Genomic DNA, 25,020 nt, shown 5'->3' with positions numbered 1-25,020 from the left:
CCCGCCCCGAGGACGGATGTACGGGCCGGGGGCGCGCCATCGGCCGACGCGGAATCGATCCGCCGGTCCAAGACGTCCCGAACAAACGGAGAAACCCTCCGTGTCCGCCATGCAAGACCTGCCCGGAATTCCTTGACCACCGCTGTGGACGTCTGCTGAACTCCCGTCCCATGAACCCGCACGTGGACCTGACCCGGCGGCGCCACATCGACCTGGCGCTCGTCGCCAGCACGTTTTGTTGTCGCTGACCCGGCAGGTCGTCCCCGGCAGCGATCGGTGCGCACCGACTGCGCACGTCGGCCGGACGCGGTGTCGAACCGCCCGTGCCGCACGGCTGTTCCGCGGGATCGCCGCATCCGGCTTCTGAGCGACCGCTCGCACCGCCTGACCTCACACCTCTCTTTCCCGGCCGCGGGCGGAAGCGTTCGCGGCGCTGGGCGGACAGAGAGCGCGAAGGCCGTACGAGCGGGCGGACGCGGTCGCTGAAGTACGGGCGAGCCGTCAGCAGGTCTCCGGGCGACAAGGCGGTCCGCCGTCGGGTTCGGCGATCCGGCGTCAGCGTGCCGATGGTCCGACCTGCCCGACCGCGCTTCCATCGTGGCCGTCGGCTGCCTGTCCCCGCGTCCTGACCGCCGATGCCCGCCCCGGCTCCGGTCGGACGGCCCGCGGGCCGGTCCGCCGTCGCCGCCACCCATCCGCCGGCACACGGTGGTTCGCCCACCTCCTCCGACAAGGACCCCCTCATGCCCGTGTCCCTCCGTAAGCCCACCGGCCGCATCGGCGCGGTGGCCGAGGGCGTCGACCTCACGGCGCCACCGGACGACCGCACGCTCACGGCACCTCGCGACGCCCTCGGCGAGCACAAGGCCCTCGCCCTCGACAACGCCGTTTCCGACACCGCCGTTTCCGACAACGCCCGCCTCGGCCACTCCGGACGCCGCAGCGGGCAACTCGCCGGCGACGCCTCGTATTACACCGGGTTCCTGGCGGTGGCGGCATGACCGAGATCCACATTCCGGCGCCGGGCGTCCTCAAGGGCCCGGACGCCGCGACGAAGACCGCGCGGGAACGCGAGGTGTTCCTTCCGCGCGGCGCGCGCCGCCGGACATCGCTCGCGACACTCCGCGACCGGCTGCGCTGGCCGCTGGGCATCTACACGACCCCGGTCGTGATCCTCGTGGTCTGGGAGGTTCTCGCCCGGGCCGGCGTGGTGACGAAGACCTACGCTCCGGCCCCGACCTCGATCGTGAAGTCCGCCGCCGACCTGTGGCAGCAGGGAGTGCTCGGGCCGGACCTCGCCATCTCGCTGCAGCGGGCCGGTATCGGCCTCGCGATCGGCCTGTCGGTCGGCATCGTCACCGGAGTCCTCGGCGGACTGCTGCGCAGCGGCGAGTATCTGTTCAACGGCGTCGTACAGGTCCTCAACACGATCCCTCTGCTCGCGGTACTGCCCCTGATGATCGTGTGGTTCGGCATCGACGAGCTCACCAAGGTGCTGCTGATCTCCTTCGGCGCCGGCGTGCCGATGTACCTCAACCTGTTCGCCGCGATCCGCGGTGTCGACCAGCGGCTGATCGAGATGACACGCACGACCGGAGCGGGCACGTGGCGCCTGGTGACGCGTGTGCTCGTGCCCGGATCCCTGCCGGGCTTCCTGGTCGGCCTCCGCTTCTCCCTCGCGTACAGCGTGCTGGGCCTCGTGGCCGCGGAAACGGTCAACGCCGACAAGGGACTCGGCTTCCTCATCACCCAGGGACAGACCTATCTCCAGACCAACCAGGTCTTCGTGGGGCTGGTGATCTACTCGCTCCTCGGTCTGATCGCCGACCAGTTCGTCCGGGCTCTCGAGCGGGTGCTGCTGCGGTGGCGCCCCAGTTATGAGGCGTCATGAGCAGCACGGCCGAGACCGGTTCCCGGCGTCGGACCGGGGCCGTCGTAGAGCGGGTCGTCCGGCGGTTCGGTGACCGGGTGGTGCTCGACGGTCTCGATCTCACCATCGCCGACGAGGAGTTGGTGGTCCTGCTCGGTCCCTCGGGCTGCGGCAAGAGCACGCTCCTGCGGCTGCTCGCCGGACTGGACCGGCCCGACGGAGGACGCGTGGAGGTCCCGGCGAAGCGAGCGATCGTCTTCCAGGCCGACCGGCTGCTGCCGTGGCAGCGCGTCCTGCGGAACATCACACTCGGCCTGCACGGACCCGACGCGGACCAGCGGGCCCGCGACGTGCTCGCCGAGGTCGGACTCTCGGGCCGCGAGAAGGCATGGCCCAAGGAGCTCTCCGGCGGCGAGGCCCAACGGGTCTCGCTGGCAAGGGCGCTGGTCTCGGAGCCCGAACTCGTCCTGCTCGACGAGCCGTTCGCCGCCCTCGACGCCATCACGCGGCTGCGCATGCACGACCTCGTGCGCGCACTACGCACCAAACACCATGCCGCCATGCTGCTCGTCACCCACGACATCGACGAGGCGATCGCCCTCGCGGACCGCATCCTCGTCATGAGCAACGGCGGCATCGGCGCCGCACACACCGTTCACCTCTCCGCCGCGGACCGCGAAGCGAGTGTGGCGCGAGAGGAACTCCGCGCCCGGCTCCTGGAAGACCTCGGCCTCGCCGGGCAGCACTGACCCTCCCAGATCCCCCAACACCCGTACCCAGCACAGAAAGCACAGGACATCCCATGCGCAGGACAACCTCCCGACTCATCGCCGCGGCCGCTCCCCTCGCCCTCACAAGCACCCTCGTCGCCTGCGGATCGTCCTCCGACACCACCGCGCCGCTGAGCAACGCCGGCAACGCGAGCAGCGAGAAGCACCCCGAGTGGAGCAAGTACACCTTCACCATCGGGGACAACGGCGGTGACGGCAGCCAGGCCCTGGCGAAACTGACCGGCGTCTTCGACAACGCGCCCTACAAGGTGAAGTTCGCCCGCTTCACCTACGGCCCACCACTCGTGCAAGCCGCCGCGTCGGGAGACATAGACCTGGGCAGCGTCGGTGACGTGCCGCCGATCACCGGTGCCGCGAAGGAGTACGGCTTCAAGATCGTCGCCGTGAACCGCTCGCTCACGCCCGACCAGGCGCTGGAGAACATCATCGTGCCGAAGGGCTCGAAGCTGCGGACGGCCGCCGACCTCAAGGGCAAGCGGATCGCCGTCCCGCAGGGCAGTTCCGCCCACGGACTGGCCCTGAACGCGCTGAAGAGCGTCGGCCTCGGCCCCAAGGACGCGAAACTGGTGTTCCTCGACCCGGCCGCCGCCGCGACGGCGTTCAACACCGGCAAGGTCGACGCCTGGTCGATCTGGAACCCGCAGTCGGCGATCGCGGTCAAGAACGGCGCGCGGATCCTGGTCAAGGGCCTCCCGCCGATCGACCAGACGAGCAGCTACTACGTCGCGAGCGACACGTCGCTGAAGGACAGGACCAGGCGTGCGGCCCTCACGGATGTCCTGAAGCGGCTTTCCCGGGAGTATGCCTGGGCCGTCAAACACCCCGATCAGTACGCGCGGGCACTCTCGCAGGAACAGGGCATCCCCCTGGCCGACGCCAAGGCGTCCCTGGCCGCCTACTCGAACCGCGTGACCCCGGTCGAGAAGTCGGACATCGAGCTGGAGCAGAAGCTCGCGGACGCCTTCCTGGAAGCGGGCCAGATCAGCAAGAAGGTCGACCTCGAGTCCATCACCGACAACCTCCTTCCCGCCGGCTACGACAGCTCCAAGTCGACCTTCAACTGACCCGCCGTCCACCTCGACAAGCGAAGGAGACAACCCGTGACCCAGACACAGCGCCGGCTCCACCTCAACGCCTTCCTCATGGAAGCGGGCCACCACGAGGCGGCCTGGCGGCTCCCGCACAGCAACCCCCGGGCGGACTTCGACCTGCGGCACTGGATCGAGCTGGCGCAGCTCGCCGAGAGCGCCAAGTTCGACTCGCTGTTCCTCGCGGACGGCCCGGCCATCGTCGGAACCGGCGAATTCCGGCCGCCGGGCCAGCTCGAGCCGCTCACACTGCTGACCGCCCTGTCCCAGGCGACCAGCCGCATCGGCCTCATCGCGACCGTCTCCTCGACGTACAACGAGCCCTACAACCTCGCCCGCCGGCTCGCCTCCGTCGACCACGTCAGCGGTGGCCGCGCCGGATGGAACATCGTCACCTCGGCAGGGGCGGACGAGGCCGCCAACTTCGGCCTCGACAACCGTCCCGGCCACGCCGAGCGCTACGCCCGCGCCGACGAGTTCCTGAAGGTGGCCAAAGCCCTGTGGGACAGCTGGGAGTCCGACGCCGTCGTCGCGGACAAGGCCGGCGGACGCTACGCCGACCCCGACCGGCTGCACCGGCTCGGCCACCGGGGCACGTACTTCAATGTGGCCGGACCGCTCAACGTCGAGCGCCCTCCCCAGGGTTACCCACTGCTCGTCCAGGCCGGCTCCTCCGAGGACGGAAAGGACTTCGCGGCCCGCCACGCCGAGGCCATCTTCACCGCTCACACGACCTATGAGCGCGCGGCCGCCTTCTACGCCGACATCAAGGCACGGACCGGGGCCGCGGGGCGCGACCCGGACGGCGTGATCGTCCTGCCCGGTATCGTCCCGTACATCGGGTCGACCGAGGCAGAAGCCCGGGCGCTCGCCCGGCAGTTCGACGAGCTGCGCGTTCCGGAGTACGGGCTGCGCCAGCTCGCGGCCGTGTTCGAGACCGAGCCCTCGGCCTTCGAACTCGACGCGCCCCTGCCGGACTTCATCCTCGCCAGGCCGAAGCTGGAGGGCGCGCAGAGCCGTGCCGACCTGATCATCGACCTCGCGGTCCGTGAAAAGCTCACGGTCCGTCAGGTCATCTCCCGGCTCGGCGGTGGGCGCGGCCACTTCGAGTTCATCGGCACGCCCGAGCAGGTCGCGGACACGATCATCGCCTGGTTCGAGGGTGGGGCCGCGGACGGGTTCAACATCATGGCGCCCGCCCTGCCATCGGGCCTCGCGGCCTTCACCGAGCACGTCCTGCCGATTCTGCGCGGCAAGGGCCTGTTCCGCGAGGAGTACGAGGGCACGACCCTGCGCGAGCACTACGGCCTCCCGGTCCCGGCGAACCAGTTCCGGGCCTGACCGACGGCCGGGCTGCCCGGTGGGTCAGCCCGGCACGTGGCCGACGGGAGATGCCGAACAGGTGCCGGTGGCACGGGCGTCGGCGAGGTCGACGGCCACCGCGGACGGTTCGTACGCCGACGGATCGTACGGAGCGGCGGCCGTCACCGGTTCTCCGGGAGCGGGTCGGCGAAGTGCCAGCCCTCGGCGAGCAGGCCGTCCACCGCCGCCACGGCGGTGCGCAACCGCTCCTCGGGGCTACCGGTGACCAGCAGGAACCGGCGGCCGGTGCGCTCCAGTTCCTCCCGGAACCGGCCGGTCATCCACGGGCGCAGGCGGGGCTCGTCGCGCAGGCCGTCGTCCTCGAAGGGCACACCCTCGTGGTCGGTGAGCAGGTACAGATGGCGCCGGGTGCGGGCGGCGACCGCCGCCACCTCGGGGCTGGGCGAGCCGAGGTAGCGCTCGTGCCAGATCGTGGTGGCGAAGGAGTCGGTGTCACAGAGGAGCACGGGGGAGCCGCGGCGGGCCGCCCGCTGTTCGTCGTCGTCCTGGCGGCGGGCGATGACGGGGAACTCCTCGGAGGTGAACTCCACTTGGGCCCAGTCGGCTCCGGGGTCGGTGGCCCGCAGGGCGGCGAGCCTCTCCTCGCTGTAGGCGCGCCCGTACTCGGGCACCCAGCCGGTGTCCGTCCAGACGCCGCCGCGCGCCCGGTAGTGGGCTGCCAGCGCCAGGGAGAGGGTGGTGGTGCCGGTGGACTCGGCGCCGAGGACGACCACGCGCCGGGCGAGGGCGGCGCGCACGCCCGGGCCGAGGAACGCCCAGTTGCCCACCGGATCCTTGCGTACGGCCGTGCCGGAGACGGGGTACGCGGTGCGGTCCAGGTCCACGCTGACCTCGGCCGCACCGAACCGGCGGGCCAGCTCGGTCCCGTAGGACTCGGAGGTGAACACGGCGTCCACCGCCTCCGGGACGGCCGCACGGAAGACCGCCATGTGGGCGTCCCACACAGCGGGGTCGTGCAGGTCGACCGCGTGGTCGTCGACGGCGCCGACGACCACGGCCCCCGGGTGGGCCTCGCGCATCCACGCCACCCGGTCGGCGAGCGGCACCGATTCCACGGAGGCCGCGCAGACCAGAACGGTCAGCCGGTCGCACTGCGCCTGGGCGGTGCGGACGAGATGGTGGTGGCCCGCGTGCGGCGGGTAGAACTTGCCGAGCACCAGGCCGTGCCGGTACGGGCGGGCTGCGGTGCTCACGCGGTCACCGCCGTCGTGGGCCGGGGGGCCGCGGCCACGAGGGTGCGCCGCCAGCCGAGGAGGCCGGCCGCGCACAGGGCGAGGAAGCCGACGTACAGCAAGGAGGTCAGGTAGAGGCCCTTGTAGGCGTACAGCGGGATGTAGACCAGGTCGGCGGCGATCCACAGCCACCAGGACTCCAGCAGCTTGCGGCACTGGCCGTAGGTGGCCGCAAGGGAGAGGGCGGTGGTGAGTGCGTCCCAGAAGGGGACGGTGGAGTCGGTTGCGCGGTCCAGAAGCAGCGTGAGGACGGTGGTGCCCAGCACTCCGGCGGCCGCGAGCCAGGTCCATTCGGCACCCGTCGTACGGCGCACCGGCAGGGCGTCGGCGGTGGCCGGTCCGCCGCCGCGGGCCCAGGTCCACCAGCCGTAGGCGGCCAGCGCGATGAAGACGACCTGGAGACCGGCGTCGGCGTACAGGCCCGCCTGGAGGAAGAGCACGATGAAGAAGACGTTGTTGGCCATGCCCACGGGCCAGTTGGCGATGTGCTGGCGGGCCACCAGCCAGACACAGACGGCGCCGGTGGCGAAGCCGAGCGCTTCGGTCCAGCTGAGGTTCCAGTTCACGGGACGACTCCTTAATGGTCGCCATGACTATAAATAGCGGGACGGGTGGAGAGCAAGGGATTAACCCGCGACGCCTGAGGCGGCGTGGGCCTCTCGGGGGGAATTGGTCGGATCGCGCTCGCGCTCGCGGCCGTGGTCCGGGACCTGACCGGGCGAGGGGACGGGAACCGCCGGACCTGCGTGGGGCGCTCCGGCGGCTCGGACCGCTGATCGCGAACGCGCCGCGCCGGGGCCCGCGCCCGGCCCGCCCGGTCCTTGTGGGCGGTGCCGTCAGTGGCGGCCGACAGCATGTCCCCATGACTCGCGAGGATCTCGACCCACTGTTCGCCGACCCCGCGGCCCTGCCCGCCGCCGACCCCGAGGCCCTTCGGGACCTGGGAAGGCCTACGGGCTGGAGCCCGACGAGAGCGGCCTGCTGCACCTGGGCACCTTCGAGCCGGCGTACGCCGACACCGGCCGGGTGCTCGTCCACCCCGGGACGGGCGTGGTGTCCATGGTGCGCAACGGCCAGGGCCCGTTCCCCCTCGCCCGGACACCGAGACCTTCGTACGACTGCTGGAAGCGGTGTGCCGCTACATGGGCGCCCGCTGGGACCCCTACCCGGGCGAGTGCGGCGAGCGGGACTTCCTGGACGAGGCCGCCGCTCTCGAACCGCTCTCGGTGAACGAGGAAGCGCCCGCCCAGGACGTCTGGGGGCACCTGTTCGCCGCCGTCGTCGAACTCGGCCCGTGGGGCCACCGGCCGAGTGAAGCCCGACTCCGTCCGGGGCGTGAGCGGGACGGCCCGGTCGTCGTACGGGGAGCGGGATCCGCCGTTGTCACCGATCCTGTGGGGGAGACTCCGGCCCGATGGGATCGTCATGTCTGATGCAGCCTCGCGCGCGGAGCGGCGGGTCGCGCTGGTCCGGGACGATGTGTCCGGACGCCTGGCGCTGGCGCAGGAGTTCTACACGCACTCCTCCGAGCCCTTGCGCCGGTACGGTCACGCCGAGCTGAGCTTTCTGCGCTGGTCCGCGGCGCGCGGGGTGCTCGCGCCGCGATCCGGTGACCGTCCGGGCAGCGCGTGGTGGCGTTCCGTGAACGAGGGGCTCCTCAGGGACAAGGTGGAGGCGGGCCTCCTGTGTGCCGGTGCCCCGGGGCAGGCGAGCGCCAAGAGCGTCGAGTACTGGGTGGACTGCGTGCGGGACCCGTCGCCCGCCGCCTGGTACCGCGCCCACAACGCCAGCATCGTCGCCGGTTACCTGCGCCATGAGGACCTGGCCGTGCCGGAGTCGCAGGTGGAGCGGTTCATGATGAACGTGGCCCTGTTGCGGGTGCTGTTCACCCACGCGATGCTGGTACGGCCGCGCCTCGCGCTCGGGTGGCTGGGGCCGCTCGGGCCACTGCTGGTGGACCCTCGCTACCGGACCGTGAAGTGGTTTCTCGACCTCGGCCGGTCCTTCCCGGCGGTGTACCCCGTCACCCTGCCCACCGTGGACACGATCCTCGACGAGCACGCCGTCGCCCGGATGCTCGACTACGGCGTCATCGCCCCCCGGCTGCCGGCGCTGTACGCGTTCTCGGCCGCCGCGCTCGAAGAACCCCGGCTGATGGCCTTCCTGGACGCGGGTGTGCCGGCCTACGTCTGGACCGCGGCGGAGCGACCGCTCTGGTACGTCGGCAACACGGGCGCTCACCTGCGGTTCATCGCCCGGGTGACAGGCACACACCTGAGCTGGCCTCCGTCACCGGCCGGGCGTCGCAGGAGCCCACGGCACGGGTCGACTTGACCCGGCCCTGAAGGACCGGACTTGGACGCAGTGCCCAACCGGTTGCTGGGCTGACTCCTCCGTCCAGACACCCCCTATGGGGTGACAGGGCCGCGTGACTCACGCCCCGCGGTCCACACAGCAGCGCCACGGGTGGCGATGCTGTGAGATGAGTTCCGATCTGCGTTGGCGACGATCTCCGAGTTGGGTGGACGCCCAGGAACGGAGTGTGACCCGTGGTGCCTTCCGCTGGAGGACCGGGCACCGCTGGTGGCGGCTTACTGGCGAACGAACTTGACGATGCGCCGGCTCGCGCTGCCATTCGGGGGTCTCGAAGTCGGCGGCGGACCGCATCATCGACCACCTCGGGCCAATGCTCGCGCTTCAGCCGCGCAAGCGGTTCGCCAAGGACAGCGTGCTCATCGTGGACGGCACGCTCGTGCCCACCCGCGCCCACAGCGTGGCCGGGCAGTCCAAGAACCACCGCTACTCCACAGCCCATCAAGTCGTCATCGATGCGGACACCCGCCTTGTCATGGTGACTTGTCGTGGTGATCGGCCGGCCTCTGCCGGGCAACCGGCAGAGGCCGGCCGCGGCTGGGAGGAAACCGGCGCCAAAGCCCCCGTCGGAAACACCACCACGATCACCGACGGCGGACATCAGGACATCGGCCTGGTGATCCCGCACCGCCGCGAGCGCGGCCAGGCCGGCCCCCTGGACTGGAAAGAAGCACACAACCGGTCCCACAAGCAGGTCCGCGCCCGCGTCGAGCACGTCATCGCCCACATGAAGACCTGGAAGATCCTCCGCGACTGCCGCCTCAAAGGCGACGGCGTCCACCACGCCATGCTGGGCAGCGCACGGATGCACGACCTCGCCCTCGGCGGATAGGCGAGCGGCCCCGCGCGGCGGCTGACCCTGCCCGAAACGACTCGGAGATCATTTACGAGACAGCCTTTAAGTTCCGCGTTCGGAATCGAGTGGGGGAGTCAGGAGCGCCATGTGGGACGGCCCTTTTTACCGGGTGCGGCGGGACGGGTACGAGATCTGTTTCGTGCCCGATGCGGGCGAAGCGCTTGAGGAGGTCTGCAACATCGACATGTGGGTGATCTTCGCGGACGGGCTCCGGTGGTCAGGGACCATCTTCACGCTCGCTGAGGTCCAAAGGCTCATGAACCGGTGGGCGACGACAGGTGAGGAGTTGAGGGGAAGCTTCTTCACCTGCCGGGACGGGCTCATCGTCCGTGACGCCGGCATCTCGGCCATGGCGAGAGTTGTGGATCATCTGGTGCGCGCAGGGGAGTACGAGACCGTGTTCCGCTCCGTAGGGCGCGCGGACTCTGACGCGGACTGATCGCCTCGATACGAACTATCGGCTGATGAGTCGTTGAGGTCGTGTCAGCTGCTCAGCTGGCCATTGAAGGGTGCTAGCGGGCAGCTACGGTCGTCGTGGTTGATGTACTTCGCTGCTGTACCGCAGGGATTAGGGCAGTTGCTCGCCCTCGACGTAGTCGGCTGCCTCGGAGCTGGGCGCGGCTGATTTGAGGCGTCGGATTGCTCGATAGTCGCCGACTGCTTTGTATCAGCTGGCGTACGGCGGTGAGCACGCACAGAGCCATGGCGCGGTCGGTCTCCCGTAGGGGAGGATGCAAGGGAGTGCCAACGATCGACAGCACGACGGGGTGAGGATGAAGCAGGGGGATTCTGAGTCTGCGGTCGGCGTCGACAAGCCGACGGGCCAGGAGGCACGCGAAGCCTGGGGCTCAGAGGCGTACTTGATCCTCGTAGGCGTTGCGCAGACCTACCACGCCGTGATCACTTACAAGGAGTTGGCGGAGGAGATCCAGAGCCGGACCGGCATCCGGACCAAGACTCTGCTGCACAACTGGATCGGTCCGGTTTTGGGTCGGGTGGTGCGTGAAGCCTACCGTCGCGGCGACCCACCGCTGACGGCTCTGGTGGTCCATACAGATGACGGCAAGGTAGGCAGCGGCTACAAGGAAGTTCTGGCAGTCGCTGGAGAGCCACCGGTAGATGACGAGCTGGAGCGCGAGCATCACGCTGCCGACGCCCGCCTTGCTTGCTATCGCCACTTTGGGGCGACCATGCCAACTGGTGGTGGTGTGCCGGCCCTCGCCCCCAGACTGCAGGCCGCCGTCGAACGCCGACGTGAGCGCACTGAAAAGCCTGCCCGGGTTTGTGAGCGTTGCTTCGTTCAACTGCCTTCGACAGGCATTTGCGATTCGTGCGGTTAGTCGACGACTGCTTCGTCCCGACGCAACTTGGCCGGAGGCTGTGCCTTGGGATGGAGTGCTGCTCACCTGTGTGGATGGTCCGCAGGCGTCCGCAGAGGAATCGTCAAGACTTGTGGATCGTGTCGGATTGGCGTTGATCCAAATCTTGCAGTCGGCGGCTCGCTGCGTTCCGAACGCGGCGGGTTCGTCCCCGTTCGGCGAGCAGGCTGAGGGCCTCATGCGAGGTGACGGCGAGTACGACCGTGGCCGTGCGTTGGAACCAGTCGGATGCGGTGGTGAGCTCCTCGGCGGTCCATGGCTCATCCAGCGCGACTGCTCTGAGCAGGGTCCACTCGCACAGCCGACGGGCGAGGAAGGGTCGGTCCCCGATTACGGTCGCGAAGGTGTGGGCCCAAGCGGTGAACGCCGGGTCGGTCAGCAGGTGGGCGGCCCGACGCTCAAGGTGGCGGTTGACTGCGGCCTCCGCCATCGATACGTGCGGATCGTGCAGGACGGTGGCCACCAGGGTGGCCTCGTCCGCCTCTGAGACATCTTCCAGATCCTGCAGGTAGCTGCGGTAGCGGAGGTGCTCGGGGGGCTCCTCGTCGAAGGGCTGGTCGGTCACGCGGCGAGCCTTTCCGGTCGCTCCACGAGTTGGCCACGTTCAAAGCGGGCGCCGGCTCGGACCAGGGCGACCAAGTGGGGTGCATTGACCGCGCGCCAGCGGGCCTGGGCGGACTCGATGAGCTTGAAGACCATGGCCAGAGCGGCGGCGCGGGAGCCGGAGCCCTTGGTGACCTTGGTCCGTAGTCGCACGGTGGCGAAGGTCGACTCGATCGGGTTGGTGGTCCGCAGATGGATCCGGTGCTCGGCGGGGAAATCGAAGAACGCCAGCAGGTCGTCCTCGTCGTCCGTGATCCGCTTGACGACCTTGGGGTACTTCGTCCCGTAGGCCCGCTCGAAGTCGCGGACGGCCCTGGTCGCGTGGTCCTTGTCCTCGGCGTTGTAGATCTCCTGGACGGCGCGCTGGGCCGTCGGCTGGGCCGACTTCGGGAGTGGATCGAGCACGTTGGCGGTTTTGTGAACCCAGCACCTCTGATGACAGGTGTCGGGGAATACCTCGCCCAGCGCTTTCCAGAAGCCGAGCGCGCCGTCGCCGACGGCCAGGACCGGGGCCCGCATGCCCCGGCGGGCGCAGCCCCGCAGCAGCCCGGCCCATGCCTCGGACGACTCGCGGTAGCCATCGGTCATAGCGATCAGTTCCTTCGTTCCGTCCGCACGCACGCCCATCAGTACCAACACTGCGGCCTTCGCCTCCTCCAGGCGTATCCGCAGGTGGACGCCGTCCGCCCAGACATACACGTAGTCGGTGGCGGACAGGTCACGGTCCTGGAACGCGGTGTGGTCGGCCTGCCACTGCGCGGTCAGCCGCGTCACCGTCGCCGGCGACAGGCCGGCCGCCGAGCCGAGGAACTGCTCGAGCGCGGGCACGAAATCCCCCGACGGCAGGCCGTGCAGATAGAGCAGCGGCAGCACCTCGCTGATCTTCGGAGACTTCTGGCACCAAGGCGGGAGAATCGCCGAGGAGAACCGCCTGCGCTCGCCGGTGGCCCCGTCGACACGCTTGTCGTTCACCCGGAGCGCCCTGACCTCGACCGCCCCAGCGACGGTCGTGACCTTCCGCGGCTGGTGACAGCCGTTGCGAACCACCAGACGGCGGCCGTCGCCATCTCGTTGATCAGCCAACTCGGCTATGTAATGGTTTACTTCCGCTTCCAACGCGGCGGCCAACATCCGCCGAGCGCCCTCGCGGACGATCTCGTCAATCAAGGAGCCGTCTCGCGTGGAGCCGTCGTCATTCACTACGGCGAGCACGGGCGTGCCTTCCCGACCGACGCGCCAACGTCGGCCTACTCGATGACCATCACAGGATCACTCGGGAAGGTACGCCCTTCGCGCGTCCCCTACACCGATCCACAGGTCTTGAGCATTGCTCCGGGGAACGTGCGGTACCGCGAGCCCGGAGGACTCGCACGGGACACGCATACTGCGCAGAACACGGGTCGACAGAGTCTGGTCTGCTTCACAGGTATGCCGATTACGGCGACGTCGAAAGGCTGGTGCCGCCCTGGTAACCGGGGCTGGAGGCAGAGCCCGACGTCGTTTAGGGGACTTGCCAACGGTCGATGCCTGGATGGTCCGATTCCATTTAACGTGGAGAGACACCAGTGGCGAGCAGTGCTGGTGATCTCGTTCTGCAGGAGCCCATGCCTCCGAGTTCTGGGTGGTCGATCAGATCAAGGCGTACTTTCCGGCGCCGGACGGGGACTTCGTTCTCACCGATCGGACGCTGTACTACCGGGACCCGTGTGGCGAGGTTTACGCGTTGCCCCTGTCTTCGATCACCGGATGGCGACAGAGGCGATCTGGTCACCATGAACATCTGCCGCCACGCTTGCAGCGCCGGATCTTGGAGATCGAGGTCAGTGTGTCCGACGGCAGGCAGTGCCTGATTGAGTCGGGAAAGATCTTCGCTCGGCAGATCCGCCAGACGGGCAGGATTTGTCGTCGCTGGTGGCGCCGTACGCGACAGCTGCCACGCCGCGGTTAGTCACGGAAGGCAAACCCGGAAGGCTCCCGCCAGGTTCGAAGCGGATCAACGGACCCAGGGCGGGCCGAGGCCGCGCGGTCGTCTGCCGGGCGGCCGCGCCGACTCGGTCTGCATTGCTCTTGCTCCGGAGGCTGGGTTGTGGCTAGCTGGCAACGGCGCCGAGGGGGGAACGAGCATGGGCAACTGGGTTGTGATCGCGGAGTATTACAGCGACGTGTCGAGGACCGAGTTCATCTGCCGTGGGCTGGAGACGAAGGACCAGGCACTGAAGACACTCCGTGCAGCCCTCCACACGTATGTACCGACCAAACATATCGTCGAGAAGCGGCGCCATGTGTACCGCTTCGCCGATCAGGAGACATACCTGGTGGTGATCAAAGGCAAGCTGACGGAGTGGGAGTGCACCTTGCGTATCGCGGAGCTGGTCTCGGACTCGGCCGACCCGGCTGTGGCTGAGCGGGCACGGATGGACGACTGCGAGGCAAAGGCGGCTGGCGGGCCGCAGGACCGGACTCCGCCCGGCTGCTGAGCGGCGGACCGAACTCCGCTCAAGTCAGTCGCCCTACAGAAACCGTGGCCTTGTGTTCATCCGGGTCAACTGCGGCGCTCAAGCGGCCAACTCAAGCACTCAGCGGTCAGATCAGCTGCTCAGTCACAGCCCAAATGGCACAGGACTCAAGTGGCCAACCATCGCTGCGCGGGGCCAACTAACGCTAAGCGTCGCACTTCCTCTCTCGCGGTTTGCCCGGAGCAGGCGAACAAGACCATGACAGAGTAGCTTAAAGCATGTGTAGAGCCTTTAACTTTGGGTGAGTTGGACTTATTTACTTAGACCATGTCCTATGTGGTGAGGCGGACGAACCTCTTGTAGCAGTAGAGGGCGGCGGCGAGGCCGAGGAATGCCAGGTAGTTGCGGGGGTTGGGTTCGTAGCGGGGGCTCAGTCGTCGGTAGCCGGAGAGCCGGGAGATGGTGCGCTCGATGACCCACCTGCGGCGGTCGAGTCGTCGCTGGACTCGATCCCCTTGCGGGCGATGCGAATGCCAATGCGCTTTCCCCAAAGCCATTTTCGCAGGTGGGGTATGTCATAGGCCTTGTCCGCGTGGAGTCGCTGAGGCTTGAAGTACCGTCCGCGGAACGGGTCGTGTTTCGTTTGGTGGCCCGTGACCATGGGCTTCAGCCCTTCGCTGTCGTGGACGTTTGCGGCGGGGACACCAACCGCCAGGGGCAGTCCGTTCGCGTCCGACAGGATGTGCATCTTGGAACCCGGCTCACCCCGGTCCACGGGGCTCGGACCTGTGTGTTCGCCCCCTTTTTTTAGCCCTGACATGGGCGGTGTCGAGGACGACGCGGGTGACATCGACGAGGCCGGCGTCGTCGAGCCGGTGCAGCACGGCCTCGTGCAGACGTCCCCAGACATCGGCTCTCGACCAGATCAGGAATCTTCGATGCGCGGTCGACTTCGATATGCCGAAGCAGGGCGGTAGTGCCCGCCAGGCGCAGCCGCTGACCAGGACGTAGATGATGGCCGCGAACAGCGTCTCATCAGTGGGTTGTACAAGCGGGCGATGCCGAGCACGTCGGCTGGAAGTAGGCTTCCCCAGGCTCGGCCTAGTCACTGGGGCAGGCTCGCCTGGGGGTGATCGACCTGATAATTCGTCATGGGTCCACGGCGGCAGCGGTGGCTCGCCGAGTCGGCAGAGCTCTGGCGCTGGTCGCTGTTGCAGCGCTCGCACTGACGGTGGTGCTGTTGTCGCCTTTCGTGCTGGAGGAAATCTCGGGCTCCAAAGGCGTGGACTGGAACAGACTGAGTCAGGTCGGTGCGGCGTACGGCTTCACGTCGGCGATCGTCTCGGCGCTGGCGTTGGTCGGCGTCGCGGTTTCCCTGGGCGTTCAGAACCGGCAGGCCAGGGCGGACCAGGTCCAGGGGATCCGCAGTTACTACCTCGAACTGGTCCGCCTGGAACTTGACGACATGGCACTTTTCCAGCCCGTTTGGGGTGATACGGACATTGTCGATCCTTATCAGCGGAAGCGCCATGTCTACGCCGACCTCATGATGAACTACGCGTGGATGGGCTTCGAAATCGGGACCATTCGCGAGAGTCTGCTGCGGGACATGCTTGCCGGGATGTTCACCGGAGAGGCTGGGCGGCACTACTGGAACAGGGCTCACACCTCGTGGATCGCCGGTTCGTCCGGAAGCCGTGTCGGTCGTCGCTTCCTGGCCATCGTGGGTGAGGAGCACGCTCGCGCTGTCGCTTCCGGACCACCGACTCACTCGCCCATTGCGTCCCCTCCGCCTGCCGCGCCGATTTCGGGGGCGTCGCCCGCATGGCGGACATCGGTCGGTGCCCTGATCGGTCTGGGCGCCGGCCTGGCTCTCGGATCGCTGCTACGTAGCCGACGCTAGGGGCGTCGGCCGCGGGCGAGATGATCACGTTGTGGCTGGTGTGATTACGGCGTCGGAGCCGTCTTGGACAACCCCGTTCTCCGGGCTGGGCCCGCGCAGGTTCGGCACGTTGGTGGCCGCACTGCGGCGTGAGGGCGCCGACGCGGTTCGCCGGGGACGGCCTTGGAGTCTGGCCCTGGAGGACCGGGTACTGCTGGTCGTGGCCTACTGGCGTACGAACTTGACGATGCGCCATCTGGCCCCGCTGTTCGGCATCTCGAAGTCGGCCGCGGAACGGATCATCGTCCAGCCCGGCCCGCTGCTGTCCTTGCAGCCACGGCGCCAGTTCGCCAAGGACGCCGTGCTGATCGTGGACGGCACCCTGGTGCCCACCCGCGACCACAAGGTGGCCGAGCAGCCGAAGAACTACCGGTACTCCACCAACCACCAGGTCGTCATCGATGCCGACACCCGCCGGGTGGTCGTGGTCGGCCGACCGCTGCCGGGCAACCGCAACGACTGCAAGGCATGGGAGGAATCCGGCGCCAGGGCCGCAGTTGGCCGCACCATCACGATTGCCGACGGCGGTTATCCGGGCACCGGACTCGTCATGCCCCACCGGCGCCGCAAGGACGAAGACCTGTCCGACTGGAAAGTGGCGCACAACAAGTCCCACAAACAGGTCCGTGCCCGCGTGGAACACGTCTTCGCCCGGATGAAGAGCTGGAAGATCCTCCGCGACTGCCGCCTCAAAGGGCACGGCGTCCACCACGCCATGCTCGGCATCGCCCGCCCGCACAACCTCACCCTCGACGGATAGTCGGGATGTCCACAGCCACACCAACCCAAAGATCATTTACGGGACAACCCTTAGGTGTCGTACTACGCGTGGAGCGAGCGCTTGGAGCCCGTAACAGGATCTTGCCGACGCCTGGTGCGAGGTCGGCCGGCTTCCTGGTGTTCCCCGTGGTTTCCCGCACGATCTGGCACGAGTCTGGCACGACCGCTTCGTCGGGGAGCTGCGCGGTCGGGTGCCGCCAGAAGCTGAAGTCACCTGGGAATGCCAGGTGTTCGCGCTGTGGAGTCCCCTATGCTGCCGATGATCATGCGCGGGTACGGCCAGGAGGCTTTCATGGGTGATGCGGAAACGGGCGGCGGGAGCGTCGTTTCGGGCGAGATGAACGAAACTTCGGATCCGGAGGGTATGGGTCACGCGGATCGGGAGGAATCCATAGGACGACGGAGACTGCCGAGCGCGGCGGTCGTGGTCGTCGGCCTCGCCTTCCTCGGCGTGGTGGCAGGAGGCCTGTTCTGGCTGTTCCAGGACGAGTTGTCCCACCCGTTCGGGGACGCCCGGGCCTGCGAGGGCAGCGACTCCACGCTGACGGGGAAGATCTCGCTCGGAGGCGTGCCGATCCCCGCCGATGCCACCGACGTCCACTACATCACGCAGGACGGCTTCGCCGAGGTCTCCTTCCTGAGCGACCGGATGCCGGACTATCTGCACCGCGCAGGACTCGTCCCGGAGGGGGAGCCTCTGTTCGACGAGAACTACGGCAGCGCATACGCGTGGGGTGAGGGCGGTCACGAGATGCCCGATGGACTGTGCGGGCCGGCTCTCAAGGGACCTGTCTGGAGCTATCACGGCAGGGGTCCCGGCACAGGTGTCAGCATCCTGATCGAACGCACCCCCGCCGGAACCACCCTCCGCGCCCCGGCCCGTGTCATCGCTTCCTTCGACTTCGGCGAGTGACGGATCAGCGGCCGAGGCGGACGGTCCCGTCGCCCACGGGCGCGCACGCTTCTCCCGGATCCGGAGGCAGATCCAGCCCTACTGCAAGGTGGACTTCAGCGCCCCAGCGGTCGATCCTGTATCGGCGGCGGGCATCTTGGAGACGGGGTGCAATGGTGTGCCACCTCGATGCGAACTATGGGCCGGATGGTCGTTGAGGTCAGTTGGGCTGGTCGCTCGGGCTTTGGGGCCGATACCAGTTGACCACGGTCACGGTGCTGCTGTACTTCGCTGCTGTACCGGGCGCCGTCGTTGCTCAAGCCACTCGCCGTGCACATCATCTCGGAGCCGGCGGGTATGGTGCAGCCGCGATCAAGCATTGGGTTCGGGGAGGGGCTTTGGGAGCGAAGACGGGTCTGCCCGTGTACTCCGACGAGGACGGGCCGGACCCATTGCGACGGGTGAGGTCGGCGTACCTGGTGCGGACGACAGGTGAGAGCAGCACTCGTCGTCGCTGCGTGGCGGCTGTCTCGGCCCGCGCGCGGTTTGTCGCGATGGCGGCCGTGTTCTTGGCGGCTGGAGGTTGCGGCGTGCTGGACGATCCGGTCAAGGACCGCTGGGAGTCCAGAACTGAGTTTTCAAGCTGTGGCGAGGTGAGATTGGCTCAGGGTGAGGAGATGCAGAAGCAGGCCGTTCGAGAAATCGCCTGCCTCCGGCGAGCCCTCAAGAGCGGTGAGGGCGCAGAACTGAAGGTGGCTTTTCCCACTGTGGAGGGTGACCCGATTCGCGAGTACTACCGCCTGACGCCGCAAGCCACGCTTGAGGTGTACACCGACAGCACGGGTGACCATTACTCGGACCAGAAGTGGTCGTTCGCTGAGTGCTACACCCCGGAATGGTTGGCTGAGATTTCCTGCGATCAATGACCCGGCCAACGCGATGAGGTCGTCTATGGCCTCCTGCCGACCGACTGGAACGCGCATCAGACGCTTTCAGGCTCGGCATTGGCATGGCCGGGATCATGCCAGCCAAGGCCGCAGCTGTTCTCTTCCCCAACCCCACCACTCGCCCCAGCTCCCATCCCGTCTGCCGTCGACCCACACACCGTGAAGCGGGCGTGGTTCAGGGCGTCAAGGTGGAGCGCCCTGCCGGACGAACGACCGGGACGCCAGGGGCCGCGTCTGCTCGGCTCTGCCTGGGTCGACGGCGGACGGGAGGGGAGCCCCCCACAACTTCCCGGAGGTGATCCATCGCCGGTACCACGGCTGCATCGACGGGCACGAGGAAGCAGCCAACGCGAAGACCGCAAAGGTGCTGGAGGAAGGGGGCGACGCGGTCTAGGCCGTGTCTGACAAAGATCATCTGGCGGGTTCGCGGAGACAGAGGATGAGTGCCGCGAGGTGGAGGCCTGCGCGGTAGCGGTCGGCGAGTTCGTCGAAGCGGGTGGCGATGGCCCGGAACTGCTTGAGTCCGCTGAAGCAGCGTTCGACCACGTTGCGGGCCTTGTACTGATCGGCGTCGAAGGCCGACGGGCGTCCACCGGCCGGCCCCCGGCGCTTCCGGTCGGCCACTTGGTCGGCGCGTTCGGGGATGACCGCGCGGATGCCGCGCCGCCGTAAGCCGACCCGGATGGCCCGCGAGGACTCCCCGGTCCGCAACCGCCACAGCACCCCGTTCACCACCTGCCGGTGATCCCGCCACGGCCGCCCACGACCGTCAATCCCAGGCAGCAGCGGGACTATTCGCCCCCGCGCCGCATCCGTCGACTCACCCCGGCCCACCGCAAGATCCATCATCAAGGCGCTCGCGGTCAGGATCACCCACGGGGTACGGAACGAACAGGCTCAGCCGGTAGACGGTCGGATGCGACAGGCGCCCGCAGAACGTGTCGATCCGGGCCAGCTCCCCGTCGAAACTCTCCTTCCCGGCACGCAGGCCACGGAGGTGGGCATTAAATTCCGACACGTCACGAGTCTCGAAGACCACTTCCCAGTAACCCTTGTCCGGAGCGGTGCGAGCGGCAGCCCGTACCCGTGAGTCCCGTTCCTTGCGTTTCCTCTTCCTCTGTCCTGGCACCGGGTCAGCATCACTGCCCCAGCCCACCACGGCAAGGCCATCGGCCCAAGCCGCAGACGCGAGAAACGATCATCTGTCAGACAGGACCTCTGTCAGACAGGACCTAGTGCCGCATCAGAGAACCTTTGCCCCGTAGTGGCGTGACGCGCCGTTCGGATGCTGGTCTGGGCGGAGCGATGTCACCAGCCTGTCCGGGTGGCAGAACGGGTACGCGTCCGCGAGATCGATGGCGACGAGGGGCAGCGCCGTTGCGGATCATCCGCAGAGGCACGGGTTCGGTGGTGACCTGGCGGCGGGCTCAGATGGTCCTGCTGTCCGCCCAGGCCATGTCCGTGACGAGGATCGCCGAGGTGACGTTCACCAGCGCGGACGGGTCCGGGACGTGATCCACAACTTCAACACCGATGGCTTCGAGTCCCTCTACCTCAAATACAAGGGCGGGCGCCCGAAGACTTTCACGCTTCCGGAGCGCCGGGAGATCAAGAAGATCGCCAAGTCCAGGCCGGTCGAGCACGGCCTGCCGTTCTCGACCTGGAGCCTGACCGAACTGGCCGACTTCCTGGTCGTCGAGAGGGTGGTCGACGACATCAGCCACGAGGGCCTGCGCATCCTGCTCCGCGTTGAAGGCTTCTCCCTTCAACGCACAAAGACCTGGAAGACCTGCCGAGATCCCGACTACGCGGCCCAGAAGGCCCGGGTCGAGCATCTCTACGCCCTCGCCGACGGCGAGGTCATACCCGAGGAAGACGAACCCGAAGTCGTGATCTGCGTGGACGAGTTCGGCCCGCTCAACATCCAGCCCCACTCCGGGCGGCAGTGGACCGAGTGCGTCGGCCGGCGCAAGGACCCCGACCGGGAACCCCGGCCCCGCCGACGGGCGACCTGCACCCGCCCGCACGGGGTCCGGTACCTGTCCGCCGCCTACGACCTGGGCAGGGACAAGCTCTACGGCTACATCAAGCCGAGGAAGAACCGTACGAGGTTCATGGAGTTCTGCCGTTGCCTGCGCAGCCTCTACCCGCCCAAGACCCGTATCGCGATCGTGCTCGACAACTTCTTCCCGCACCTGACCACCAAGAAGGACACCCGGGGCGGCGACCGGGCCAAGGCCGACAACGTCGAATACGCCTGCACGCCGACCAACAGCTCGTGGCTGAACCGGATCGAAGTCCAGTTCACCGCCCTGCGCTATTTCACGCTGGACGGCACCGACCACGGCAGCCACAAGGAACAGGGCAGCATGATCCGCCGCTACAGCATCCGGCGGAACAAGCACACTGCCGATATTCGCTTGCACGCCATCGTCACTCGGATCAACGTCGCCTGATACCTGACACCTGACGAAGGCAGAGACGATGACCACGCAGACCCACCCCGTCGACCACGAACTCATCCAGGCCGCGGCGCACGTCGCGCGCACTCGTTGCCGCGGCGACAACCACACCATGGCGGCCGCGGCCCGCGCCCGGGACGGCCGGATCGTCACGGCGGTGAACGCCTACCACTTCACGGGAGGACCCTGCGCCGAGCTGGTCGTCATCGGCGCGGCAGCCGCCCAGGGCGCCTACGAGCTGGACACGATTGTCGCCGTGGGCGACCGCGACCGGGGGATTGTTCCCCCGTGCGGCCGGTGCCGTCAGGTCCTTCTCGACTACTTTCCCGCCCTCAAGGTCATCGTCGGCGAAGACGACCGTGTCCGAACCGTCCTTGTCACCGACTTGCTGCCCGAAAGCTACGTCTGGGCCGACCACCAGCTCGACGCCGAGTAGACCCCGCCACTCAGCACGAGCCGGCACCGTCGGCCGACAACAGGGCGAACGTTGCTTGATGCGGCACCAGGTTCAATGCCGTTGCCGTACAGGTCTGGGGTTGGGGTCGTTCGATGTGGACGGCTTGGGTACCGGTACGGGTGGGCCGGGGCCATGCACCAGGGGCTTCACTCGTCTGCCACACCAGCTTCCGGACCCGCACAGCGGGTTGGAAAAGATTCACTCTGGCATCCGCGCCGCATCGAGGTGCGGAAAGACGATCCGTATGAGGTCGTCACACTCGCTGACACCGCCGCTGACTGTGACGGAGCGTCATCGGCGCATGGTGGCGCATGGTGGCGCATCCCAGTTTCACAGGAATCTTGGCGGGGGCGTCGCCGCCTTTGACCGCCTCCGCGACCAGTCGGTCAGCAATGCGCTGCTGCTCCGCGTAGATCGGCAGCGGTGTATCGGGTTGCACGATGTTTCCTTCGAACGCGGTGTTGGTCGCGCCGGGCTCGACGAGGAGGATCCGGACGCCATGCTCGCGGACCTCGTGGTCCAGGGATTCGGAGTAGCCCTCGACGGCGTGCTTGGACGCGACATACGCGGCCATGTAGGGCTGGGGGATGAAGCCGTAGATCGACGACGTGTTGATGATGCGTCCGTGGCTCTGGGCGCGCATGTGTGGCAGGACGGCCTTCGTCATGCGGAGGACGCCGAACACGTTGATGTCGAACACATGCTGGTCCTGCGTCAGGGAGCTTTCCTCGGCGGCGCCTGTCGAGCCGATACCGGCGTTGTTGACCAGGATGTCGATCCGGCCGAACCGGTCGATGACCTGCTGGACCAGGGCGGTGACCGACGCGTCACTGGCCACGTCGAGGTCGAGGAAGGTGACGCCATCGCGCGGGGTGACCTTCGAGGTGTTCCGGCTGGTTCCGACCACCTCGAAGCCCGCTTCGACGAGCGCGAGGGCGGCTGCCTCTCCGATGCCGGAGGACGCGCCTGTCACGAGTGCCACCGGCCGTGTTGTCGGCATCAGGGACTCCTTGAGTATTTGATCATGCTCATGGTGCTTCATGCGGATCCGGGACGCGGGCCGCCGGTGGCGCCAAGGCCTGCCTGACGGGAGCCGACGCGTGGGATACCCGCGGGTTCCATGCCCCTCGGCACAACTCCGCCGGGCAGCTCGGCGACACCAACCAGACCGCCCCGACCGCTGTCCCCAACCTGTCCGCCGGCGAGGACATCGCCGCAGGCGGCAAGGATGCCCTCGCCCTGGACGATGTCGTCCGGTCGTGTAGCTACTGAAGCGACCGCATTCGCTATTCGCTACAGCCCCCGGCTTCCCCTGGGAACAGTGAGGGACAACGAGAAAGAGCGGGAGTCGGTGAGACCGGCTCCCGCTCTCTCATCCAGGCATCCGCCCAGCTCAGCGCCTGATTCTTGCTGGCTGTGCGGCGAGCGCCCCGGCAGGATTCGAACCTGTGTACACGGCTCCGGAGAAGCGTTACGCGCCGCCGTCGTCCCGGGACGGGCCGCCCCGAATCGCGGTCTGGCACGCTGGTGGGGTGCAGCCCATTCCCGTCACGCCCGAGGCGCCGGTCGCCGTGCGCAACCCGCTCCTCACCCAGCGATGGCTCGACCTCGCGTTCCTCCACTGGGCCGTCGATCCCGAGGCCGTCGCGCCGCTGCTGCCGCGCGGGCTCGTTCCCGACACGCACGAGGGCGTCACCTACGTCGGCCTCGTCGCGTTCCGGATGGACGAAGTGGGATGGCTCGGCCTTCCCGGGGTGCCGTATCTCGGCTCCTTCCCGGAGACCAACGTGCGCCTCTACTCGGTCGACGAGCACGGACGCCGAGGAGTCGTCTTCAGGTCCATGGACGCCTCGCGGCTCGTGCCGGTGATCATCGGACGCCTCGGTTTCCGGCTCCCGTACCTCTGGTCCCGTATGCGGGTACGGGCCGACGGCGACATGGTCACGTACGAGAGTTCCCGGCGCCGGCCCGGCACTTCCCGGGCGTACAGCCGGATCGCCGTGAGAGTCGGCCGGCCCATCGCGGAGCCCACCGAACTGGAGCACTTCCTCACGGCCCGATGGGGCATGCACAACGCCTTCTCCGGCGGAACGGGCTACGTCGCCAACGAGCACCCGCGCTGGCCGCTCCACCACGCGGAACTGGTCTCCTGCGAGGAGAACCTCCTCGCGGCCGCCGGAATCCCGGAACCCGACGATCCACCGGTCAGCGTCCTGTACTCGCCCGGTGTCCCGGTACGCCTCGGGAGACCCACCGGCCTCGCGCCCCGCGGACCGGTCCCCGTCCCGCCCACCGCACCGGCGAAGCCGCGGACCGCCGGGTGAGGCCGGGTTCCGTCCCCACGACTCGGCCGGGACGCGGGCCGCTTCCGTTCCGGACGCGGTGAGCGCCGGCTCGCGTCCGGAACAGGTTTCCGCACCCCCGGTCCGTGCCGTCACGGACCGGGGTTCACTCGCACGTCATGGCCGAAGACGAGTTCTCCGGCCGGCTTCAGCCGACAGCGCGGACCCTTCGGTATGGACCCTCGGGTGTGGACGCGAGCGTTCGTCCGGTACCGGCCTCGGTGAGAGGCCTACTTGCTCAACGCGAAGCGCATCAGGGCGCTTTCGTCACCCTGCTTGATCTTTCCCGTCACGTTGATCACTTCGAGCTTCCAGGCACCGTCGACCCGCACGGCCTTGGCCACGGCGCAGGCGTTGTCCTGGGTGAGCAGGCTGGGCCAGACGTCCGCGACCTGCTGGGTGCTGCCACCGGTCGCGTCGTAGACCTTGAAACTGATGTTGCGTGCCTTCTGGAAGGAGCTTCCCTTCTTGAAGGCGGCGGCGACGAACACGATGGACGTGATGTGCGCGGGAATGCGTGCGAACTCCACCGAGACGGTTTCGTCGTCGCCGTCGCCGTGTCCGGTCTGGTTGTCGCCGCTGTGTACCAGGGAGCCGTTGCCCATGGGGTCGAGTGAATCGAGGCCGGCCAGGCGTACCGGGTCCGCGCCGTGCATGGCGACGGCGATCAGATCCAGGTCGGTGCCGCTCTTGCGGCGGAGCATTCCCACGACTCCTCCGCTGCTGCCTGCCGTGGCGTCCCACGACACCCCGATGGACAGGCGAGTCACTCCGTCCAGGTCGGCGGGTCCGTCTTCCTTGGTGAGCGTGATCATGGGTGGGCCATCCTCCGGTGAAAAGGGATTACACCTCGCAGAGTGTGCCTTGTCCTCGATCGGTTCCCCGCCTGGGGTCCCGAGTTGTGCCGCGCTGGAGTTCCGGGGCCCTCCGAGGGCACCTGCCCCTGCGCCGCTTTCCATCGGTCCGGCCTTCCGGCCCACCGATGGGCGACGGTCGAGCCCAACGACTGTGGTCCGCACGTCCGCTGTGTCAGGCAGTGCCCAACAGGTCCTGAAAACAGGGCCGTTCAGCCCCACGGCCGCAGACCTTCGGCATCCGGCACCGGCCGGTGTCCGGGACGAGAATGAGCGACGTCGGACAACGAACCCACCGCCCCGAAGGGAACCA

25 protein-coding genes and 3 pseudogenes are annotated in these 25,020 nt (G+C 68.0%); 18 read left to right on the top strand and 10 right to left on the bottom strand.

What is annotated here, in order from left to right; all coding sequences use genetic code 11:
• The first annotated feature begins 743 nt into the window (after positions 1–743).
• Genes ACFYW9_RS22725 through ACFYW9_RS22705 form a run of 5 tightly spaced genes read left to right on the top strand, consistent with a single transcriptional unit; the run spans position 744 to position 5,090 of the window.
• Positions 744–1,001, top strand: coding sequence for a hypothetical protein (locus ACFYW9_RS22725; protein ID WP_389153223.1), 258 nt, complete (start codon positions 744–746; stop codon positions 999–1,001).
• A complete protein-coding gene (locus ACFYW9_RS22720; RefSeq protein ID WP_389153220.1) occupies positions 998–1,891 on the top strand; it encodes an ABC transporter permease in 894 nt (297 codons plus the stop codon). The genes ACFYW9_RS22725 and ACFYW9_RS22720 overlap by 4 nt, the downstream gene beginning before the upstream one ends.
• The gene (locus ACFYW9_RS22715; RefSeq protein ID WP_389153217.1) at positions 1,888–2,619 is read left to right on the top strand and encodes an ABC transporter ATP-binding protein; all 732 of its coding nucleotides are present in this window, start codon (positions 1,888–1,890) and stop codon (positions 2,617–2,619) included. Before ACFYW9_RS22720 ends, ACFYW9_RS22715 begins: the two co-directional genes overlap by 4 nt.
• A 53-nt stretch (positions 2,620–2,672) precedes the next feature.
• Positions 2,673–3,725 (top strand): ABC transporter substrate-binding protein, encoded by a 1,053-nt coding sequence (locus ACFYW9_RS22710; protein ID WP_389153214.1) that lies wholly within the window; start codon positions 2,673–2,675, stop codon positions 3,723–3,725.
• 36 nt (positions 3,726–3,761) lie between these two features.
• Positions 3,762–5,090: an LLM class flavin-dependent oxidoreductase gene (locus tag ACFYW9_RS22705; protein WP_389153210.1), complete on the top strand. Its 1,329-nt coding sequence runs from the start codon at positions 3,762–3,764 to the stop codon at positions 5,088–5,090.
• A 24-nt stretch (positions 5,091–5,114) separates the two neighbouring features.
• On the opposite strand, the gene ACFYW9_RS22700 is transcribed toward ACFYW9_RS22705, so the two are convergent.
• The 3 genes from ACFYW9_RS22700 to pnuC are packed head-to-tail and all read right to left on the bottom strand — an operon-like array spanning position 5,115 to position 6,930.
• Complete coding sequence (locus tag ACFYW9_RS22700; protein ID WP_389153207.1) at positions 5,115–5,237, bottom strand: hypothetical protein; 123 nt, start codon at positions 5,235–5,237, stop codon at positions 5,115–5,117.
• Positions 5,234–6,325, bottom strand: a complete 1,092-nt coding sequence (locus tag ACFYW9_RS22695) for an AAA family ATPase (RefSeq protein WP_389153204.1) — start codon at positions 6,323–6,325, stop codon at positions 5,234–5,236. Before ACFYW9_RS22695 ends, ACFYW9_RS22700 begins: the two co-directional genes overlap by 4 nt.
• Positions 6,322–6,930 (bottom strand): nicotinamide riboside transporter PnuC, encoded by a 609-nt coding sequence (pnuC, locus tag ACFYW9_RS22690; RefSeq protein WP_389153201.1) that lies wholly within the window; start codon positions 6,928–6,930, stop codon positions 6,322–6,324. The genes ACFYW9_RS22695 and pnuC overlap by 4 nt, the downstream gene beginning before the upstream one ends.
• Before the next feature lie 576 nt (positions 6,931–7,506).
• On the opposite strand from pnuC, the gene ACFYW9_RS22685 reads away from it, so the two are divergent.
• The 5 genes and pseudogenes from ACFYW9_RS22685 to ACFYW9_RS22665 all read left to right on the top strand — a co-directional run bounded on the left by ACFYW9_RS22685 (position 7,507) and on the right by ACFYW9_RS22665 (position 10,933).
• Positions 7,507–7,797 (top strand): hypothetical protein, encoded by a 291-nt coding sequence (locus ACFYW9_RS22685; protein WP_389153198.1) that lies wholly within the window; start codon positions 7,507–7,509, stop codon positions 7,795–7,797.
• Positions 7,790–8,698: a hypothetical protein gene (locus ACFYW9_RS22680; protein WP_389153195.1), complete on the top strand. Its 909-nt coding sequence runs from the start codon at positions 7,790–7,792 to the stop codon at positions 8,696–8,698. The genes ACFYW9_RS22685 and ACFYW9_RS22680 overlap by 8 nt, the downstream gene beginning before the upstream one ends.
• A gap of 213 nt (positions 8,699–8,911) precedes the next feature.
• Positions 8,912–9,569, top strand: a pseudogene (locus tag ACFYW9_RS22675) (transposase family protein); the annotation flags it as partial.
• A 109-nt stretch (positions 9,570–9,678) separates the two neighbouring features.
• Positions 9,679–10,032 carry a hypothetical protein gene (locus ACFYW9_RS22670; RefSeq protein ID WP_389153192.1) on the top strand — a complete coding sequence of 118 codons (354 nt, stop codon included), beginning with the start codon at positions 9,679–9,681 and terminating at the stop codon, positions 10,030–10,032.
• Positions 10,033–10,366: 334 nt separating this feature from the next.
• Positions 10,367–10,933 (top strand): hypothetical protein, encoded by a 567-nt coding sequence (locus ACFYW9_RS22665; RefSeq protein WP_351876388.1) that lies wholly within the window; start codon positions 10,367–10,369, stop codon positions 10,931–10,933.
• Positions 10,934–11,036: 103 nt separating this feature from the next.
• Here the strand turns inward: ACFYW9_RS22665 and ACFYW9_RS22660 are convergent, their stop codons facing one another.
• Both ACFYW9_RS22660 and ACFYW9_RS22655 read right to left on the bottom strand, forming a co-directional pair.
• Positions 11,037–11,537: a hypothetical protein gene (locus tag ACFYW9_RS22660; protein ID WP_389153189.1), complete on the bottom strand. Its 501-nt coding sequence runs from the start codon at positions 11,535–11,537 to the stop codon at positions 11,037–11,039.
• Positions 11,534–12,787 carry an IS256 family transposase gene (locus ACFYW9_RS22655; protein ID WP_389153184.1) on the bottom strand — a complete coding sequence of 418 codons (1,254 nt, stop codon included), beginning with the start codon at positions 12,785–12,787 and terminating at the stop codon, positions 11,534–11,536. The genes ACFYW9_RS22660 and ACFYW9_RS22655 overlap by 4 nt, the downstream gene beginning before the upstream one ends.
• Positions 12,788–13,698: 911 nt before the next feature.
• Between ACFYW9_RS22655 and ACFYW9_RS22650 the strand changes: the two genes are divergently transcribed.
• Positions 13,699–14,052 carry a hypothetical protein gene (locus ACFYW9_RS22650; RefSeq protein ID WP_389153181.1) on the top strand — a complete coding sequence of 118 codons (354 nt, stop codon included), beginning with the start codon at positions 13,699–13,701 and terminating at the stop codon, positions 14,050–14,052.
• A 311-nt stretch (positions 14,053–14,363) separates the two neighbouring features.
• On the opposite strand, the pseudogene ACFYW9_RS22645 reads toward ACFYW9_RS22650, so the two are convergent.
• Positions 14,364–15,071 (bottom strand): annotated as a pseudogene (locus tag ACFYW9_RS22645) (IS5 family transposase); the annotation flags it as partial.
• Between the two features lie 89 nt (positions 15,072–15,160).
• Between ACFYW9_RS22645 and ACFYW9_RS22640 the strand changes: the two are divergent.
• From ACFYW9_RS22640 to ACFYW9_RS22625, 4 genes are all read left to right on the top strand, one after another.
• Positions 15,161–15,934, top strand: a complete 774-nt coding sequence (locus ACFYW9_RS22640; protein ID WP_389153178.1) for a DUF6082 family protein — start codon at positions 15,161–15,163, stop codon at positions 15,932–15,934.
• A gap of 31 nt (positions 15,935–15,965) precedes the next feature.
• Positions 15,966–16,733 (top strand): transposase, encoded by a 768-nt coding sequence (locus tag ACFYW9_RS22635; RefSeq protein ID WP_389153175.1) that lies wholly within the window; start codon positions 15,966–15,968, stop codon positions 16,731–16,733.
• Positions 16,734–17,117: 384 nt separating this feature from the next.
• Positions 17,118–17,666, top strand: a complete 549-nt coding sequence (locus ACFYW9_RS22630; protein ID WP_389153172.1) for a hypothetical protein — start codon at positions 17,118–17,120, stop codon at positions 17,664–17,666.
• 569 nt (positions 17,667–18,235) lie between these two features.
• Positions 18,236–18,571 carry a hypothetical protein gene (locus ACFYW9_RS22625; RefSeq protein WP_389153169.1) on the top strand — a complete coding sequence of 112 codons (336 nt, stop codon included), beginning with the start codon at positions 18,236–18,238 and terminating at the stop codon, positions 18,569–18,571.
• A gap of 432 nt (positions 18,572–19,003) precedes the next feature.
• Here ACFYW9_RS22625 and ACFYW9_RS22620 read toward each other — a convergent pair whose 3' ends face one another.
• Together ACFYW9_RS22620 and ACFYW9_RS22615 are read right to left on the bottom strand one after the other, a co-directional pair.
• Positions 19,004–19,438, bottom strand: a complete 435-nt coding sequence (locus tag ACFYW9_RS22620; RefSeq protein WP_389153584.1) for a hypothetical protein — start codon at positions 19,436–19,438, stop codon at positions 19,004–19,006.
• Positions 19,413–19,631: a hypothetical protein gene (locus tag ACFYW9_RS22615; RefSeq protein WP_389153596.1), complete on the bottom strand. Its 219-nt coding sequence runs from the start codon at positions 19,629–19,631 to the stop codon at positions 19,413–19,415. Before ACFYW9_RS22615 ends, ACFYW9_RS22620 begins: the two co-directional genes overlap by 26 nt.
• Before the next feature lie 285 nt (positions 19,632–19,916).
• On the opposite strand from ACFYW9_RS22615, the pseudogene ACFYW9_RS22610 reads away from it, so the two are divergent.
• Positions 19,917–21,048 (top strand): annotated as a pseudogene (locus ACFYW9_RS22610) (IS630 family transposase).
• Positions 21,049–21,076: 28 nt separating this feature from the next.
• The gene (locus tag ACFYW9_RS22605; RefSeq protein ID WP_351872889.1) at positions 21,077–21,490 is read left to right on the top strand and encodes a cytidine deaminase; all 414 of its coding nucleotides are present in this window, start codon (positions 21,077–21,079) and stop codon (positions 21,488–21,490) included.
• Between the two features lie 274 nt (positions 21,491–21,764).
• On the opposite strand, the gene ACFYW9_RS22600 is transcribed toward ACFYW9_RS22605, so the two are convergent.
• Positions 21,765–22,511: an oxidoreductase gene (locus tag ACFYW9_RS22600; RefSeq protein WP_389153581.1), complete on the bottom strand. Its 747-nt coding sequence runs from the start codon at positions 22,509–22,511 to the stop codon at positions 21,765–21,767.
• Positions 22,512–23,043: 532 nt separating this feature from the next.
• Here ACFYW9_RS22600 and ACFYW9_RS22595 point away from each other — a divergent pair.
• Positions 23,044–23,835 carry a YqjF family protein gene (locus ACFYW9_RS22595; protein WP_389153165.1) on the top strand — a complete coding sequence of 264 codons (792 nt, stop codon included), beginning with the start codon at positions 23,044–23,046 and terminating at the stop codon, positions 23,833–23,835.
• A 248-nt stretch (positions 23,836–24,083) separates the two neighbouring features.
• Here the strand turns inward: ACFYW9_RS22595 and ACFYW9_RS22590 are convergent, their stop codons facing one another.
• Entirely contained in the window at positions 24,084–24,668 is a 585-nt protein-coding gene (locus tag ACFYW9_RS22590) for a TerD family protein (protein ID WP_351872885.1), read from the bottom strand.
• Between the last annotated feature and the right edge of the window lie 352 nt (positions 24,669–25,020).

It is taken from the genome of Streptomyces sp. NPDC002698 (assembly GCF_042888945.1).
Classification (GTDB): domain Bacteria; phylum Actinomycetota; class Actinomycetes; order Streptomycetales; family Streptomycetaceae; genus Streptomyces.
Note: the sequence above shows the minus strand (reverse complement) of the source record. Positions and strands in the feature narration are given on the sequence as shown.

Bases quoted from the DNA above. Each gene is read 5' to 3' on its own strand.
- ACFYW9_RS22715 (WP_389153217.1), top strand. From the start codon at position 1,888: ATGAGCAGCACGGCCGAGACCGGTTCCCGGCGTCGGACCGGGGCCGTC.
- ACFYW9_RS22720 (WP_389153220.1), top strand. From the start codon at position 998: ATGACCGAGATCCACATTCCGGCGCCGGGCGTCCTCAAGGGCCCGGAC.
- ACFYW9_RS22685 (WP_389153198.1), top strand. From the start codon at position 7,507: ATGGGCGCCCGCTGGGACCCCTACCCGGGCGAGTGCGGCGAGCGGGAC.
- ACFYW9_RS22605 (WP_351872889.1), top strand. From the start codon at position 21,077: ATGACCACGCAGACCCACCCCGTCGACCACGAACTCATCCAGGCCGCG.
- ACFYW9_RS22710 (WP_389153214.1), top strand. From the start codon at position 2,673: ATGCGCAGGACAACCTCCCGACTCATCGCCGCGGCCGCTCCCCTCGCC.
- ACFYW9_RS22600 (WP_389153581.1), bottom strand. From the start codon at position 22,511: ATGCCGACAACACGGCCGGTGGCACTCGTGACAGGCGCGTCCTCCGGC.
- ACFYW9_RS22670 (WP_389153192.1), top strand. From the start codon at position 9,679: ATGTGGGACGGCCCTTTTTACCGGGTGCGGCGGGACGGGTACGAGATC.
- ACFYW9_RS22650 (WP_389153181.1), top strand. From the start codon at position 13,699: ATGGGCAACTGGGTTGTGATCGCGGAGTATTACAGCGACGTGTCGAGG.
- ACFYW9_RS22665 (WP_351876388.1), top strand. From the start codon at position 10,367: ATGAAGCAGGGGGATTCTGAGTCTGCGGTCGGCGTCGACAAGCCGACG.
- ACFYW9_RS22630 (WP_389153172.1), top strand. From the start codon at position 17,118: ATGGGTCACGCGGATCGGGAGGAATCCATAGGACGACGGAGACTGCCG.
- ACFYW9_RS22590 (WP_351872885.1), bottom strand. From the start codon at position 24,668: ATGATCACGCTCACCAAGGAAGACGGACCCGCCGACCTGGACGGAGTG.
- ACFYW9_RS22680 (WP_389153195.1), top strand. From the start codon at position 7,790: ATGTCTGATGCAGCCTCGCGCGCGGAGCGGCGGGTCGCGCTGGTCCGG.
- ACFYW9_RS22725 (WP_389153223.1), top strand. From the start codon at position 744: ATGCCCGTGTCCCTCCGTAAGCCCACCGGCCGCATCGGCGCGGTGGCC.
- ACFYW9_RS22620 (WP_389153584.1), bottom strand. From the start codon at position 19,438: ATGGATCTTGCGGTGGGCCGGGGTGAGTCGACGGATGCGGCGCGGGGG.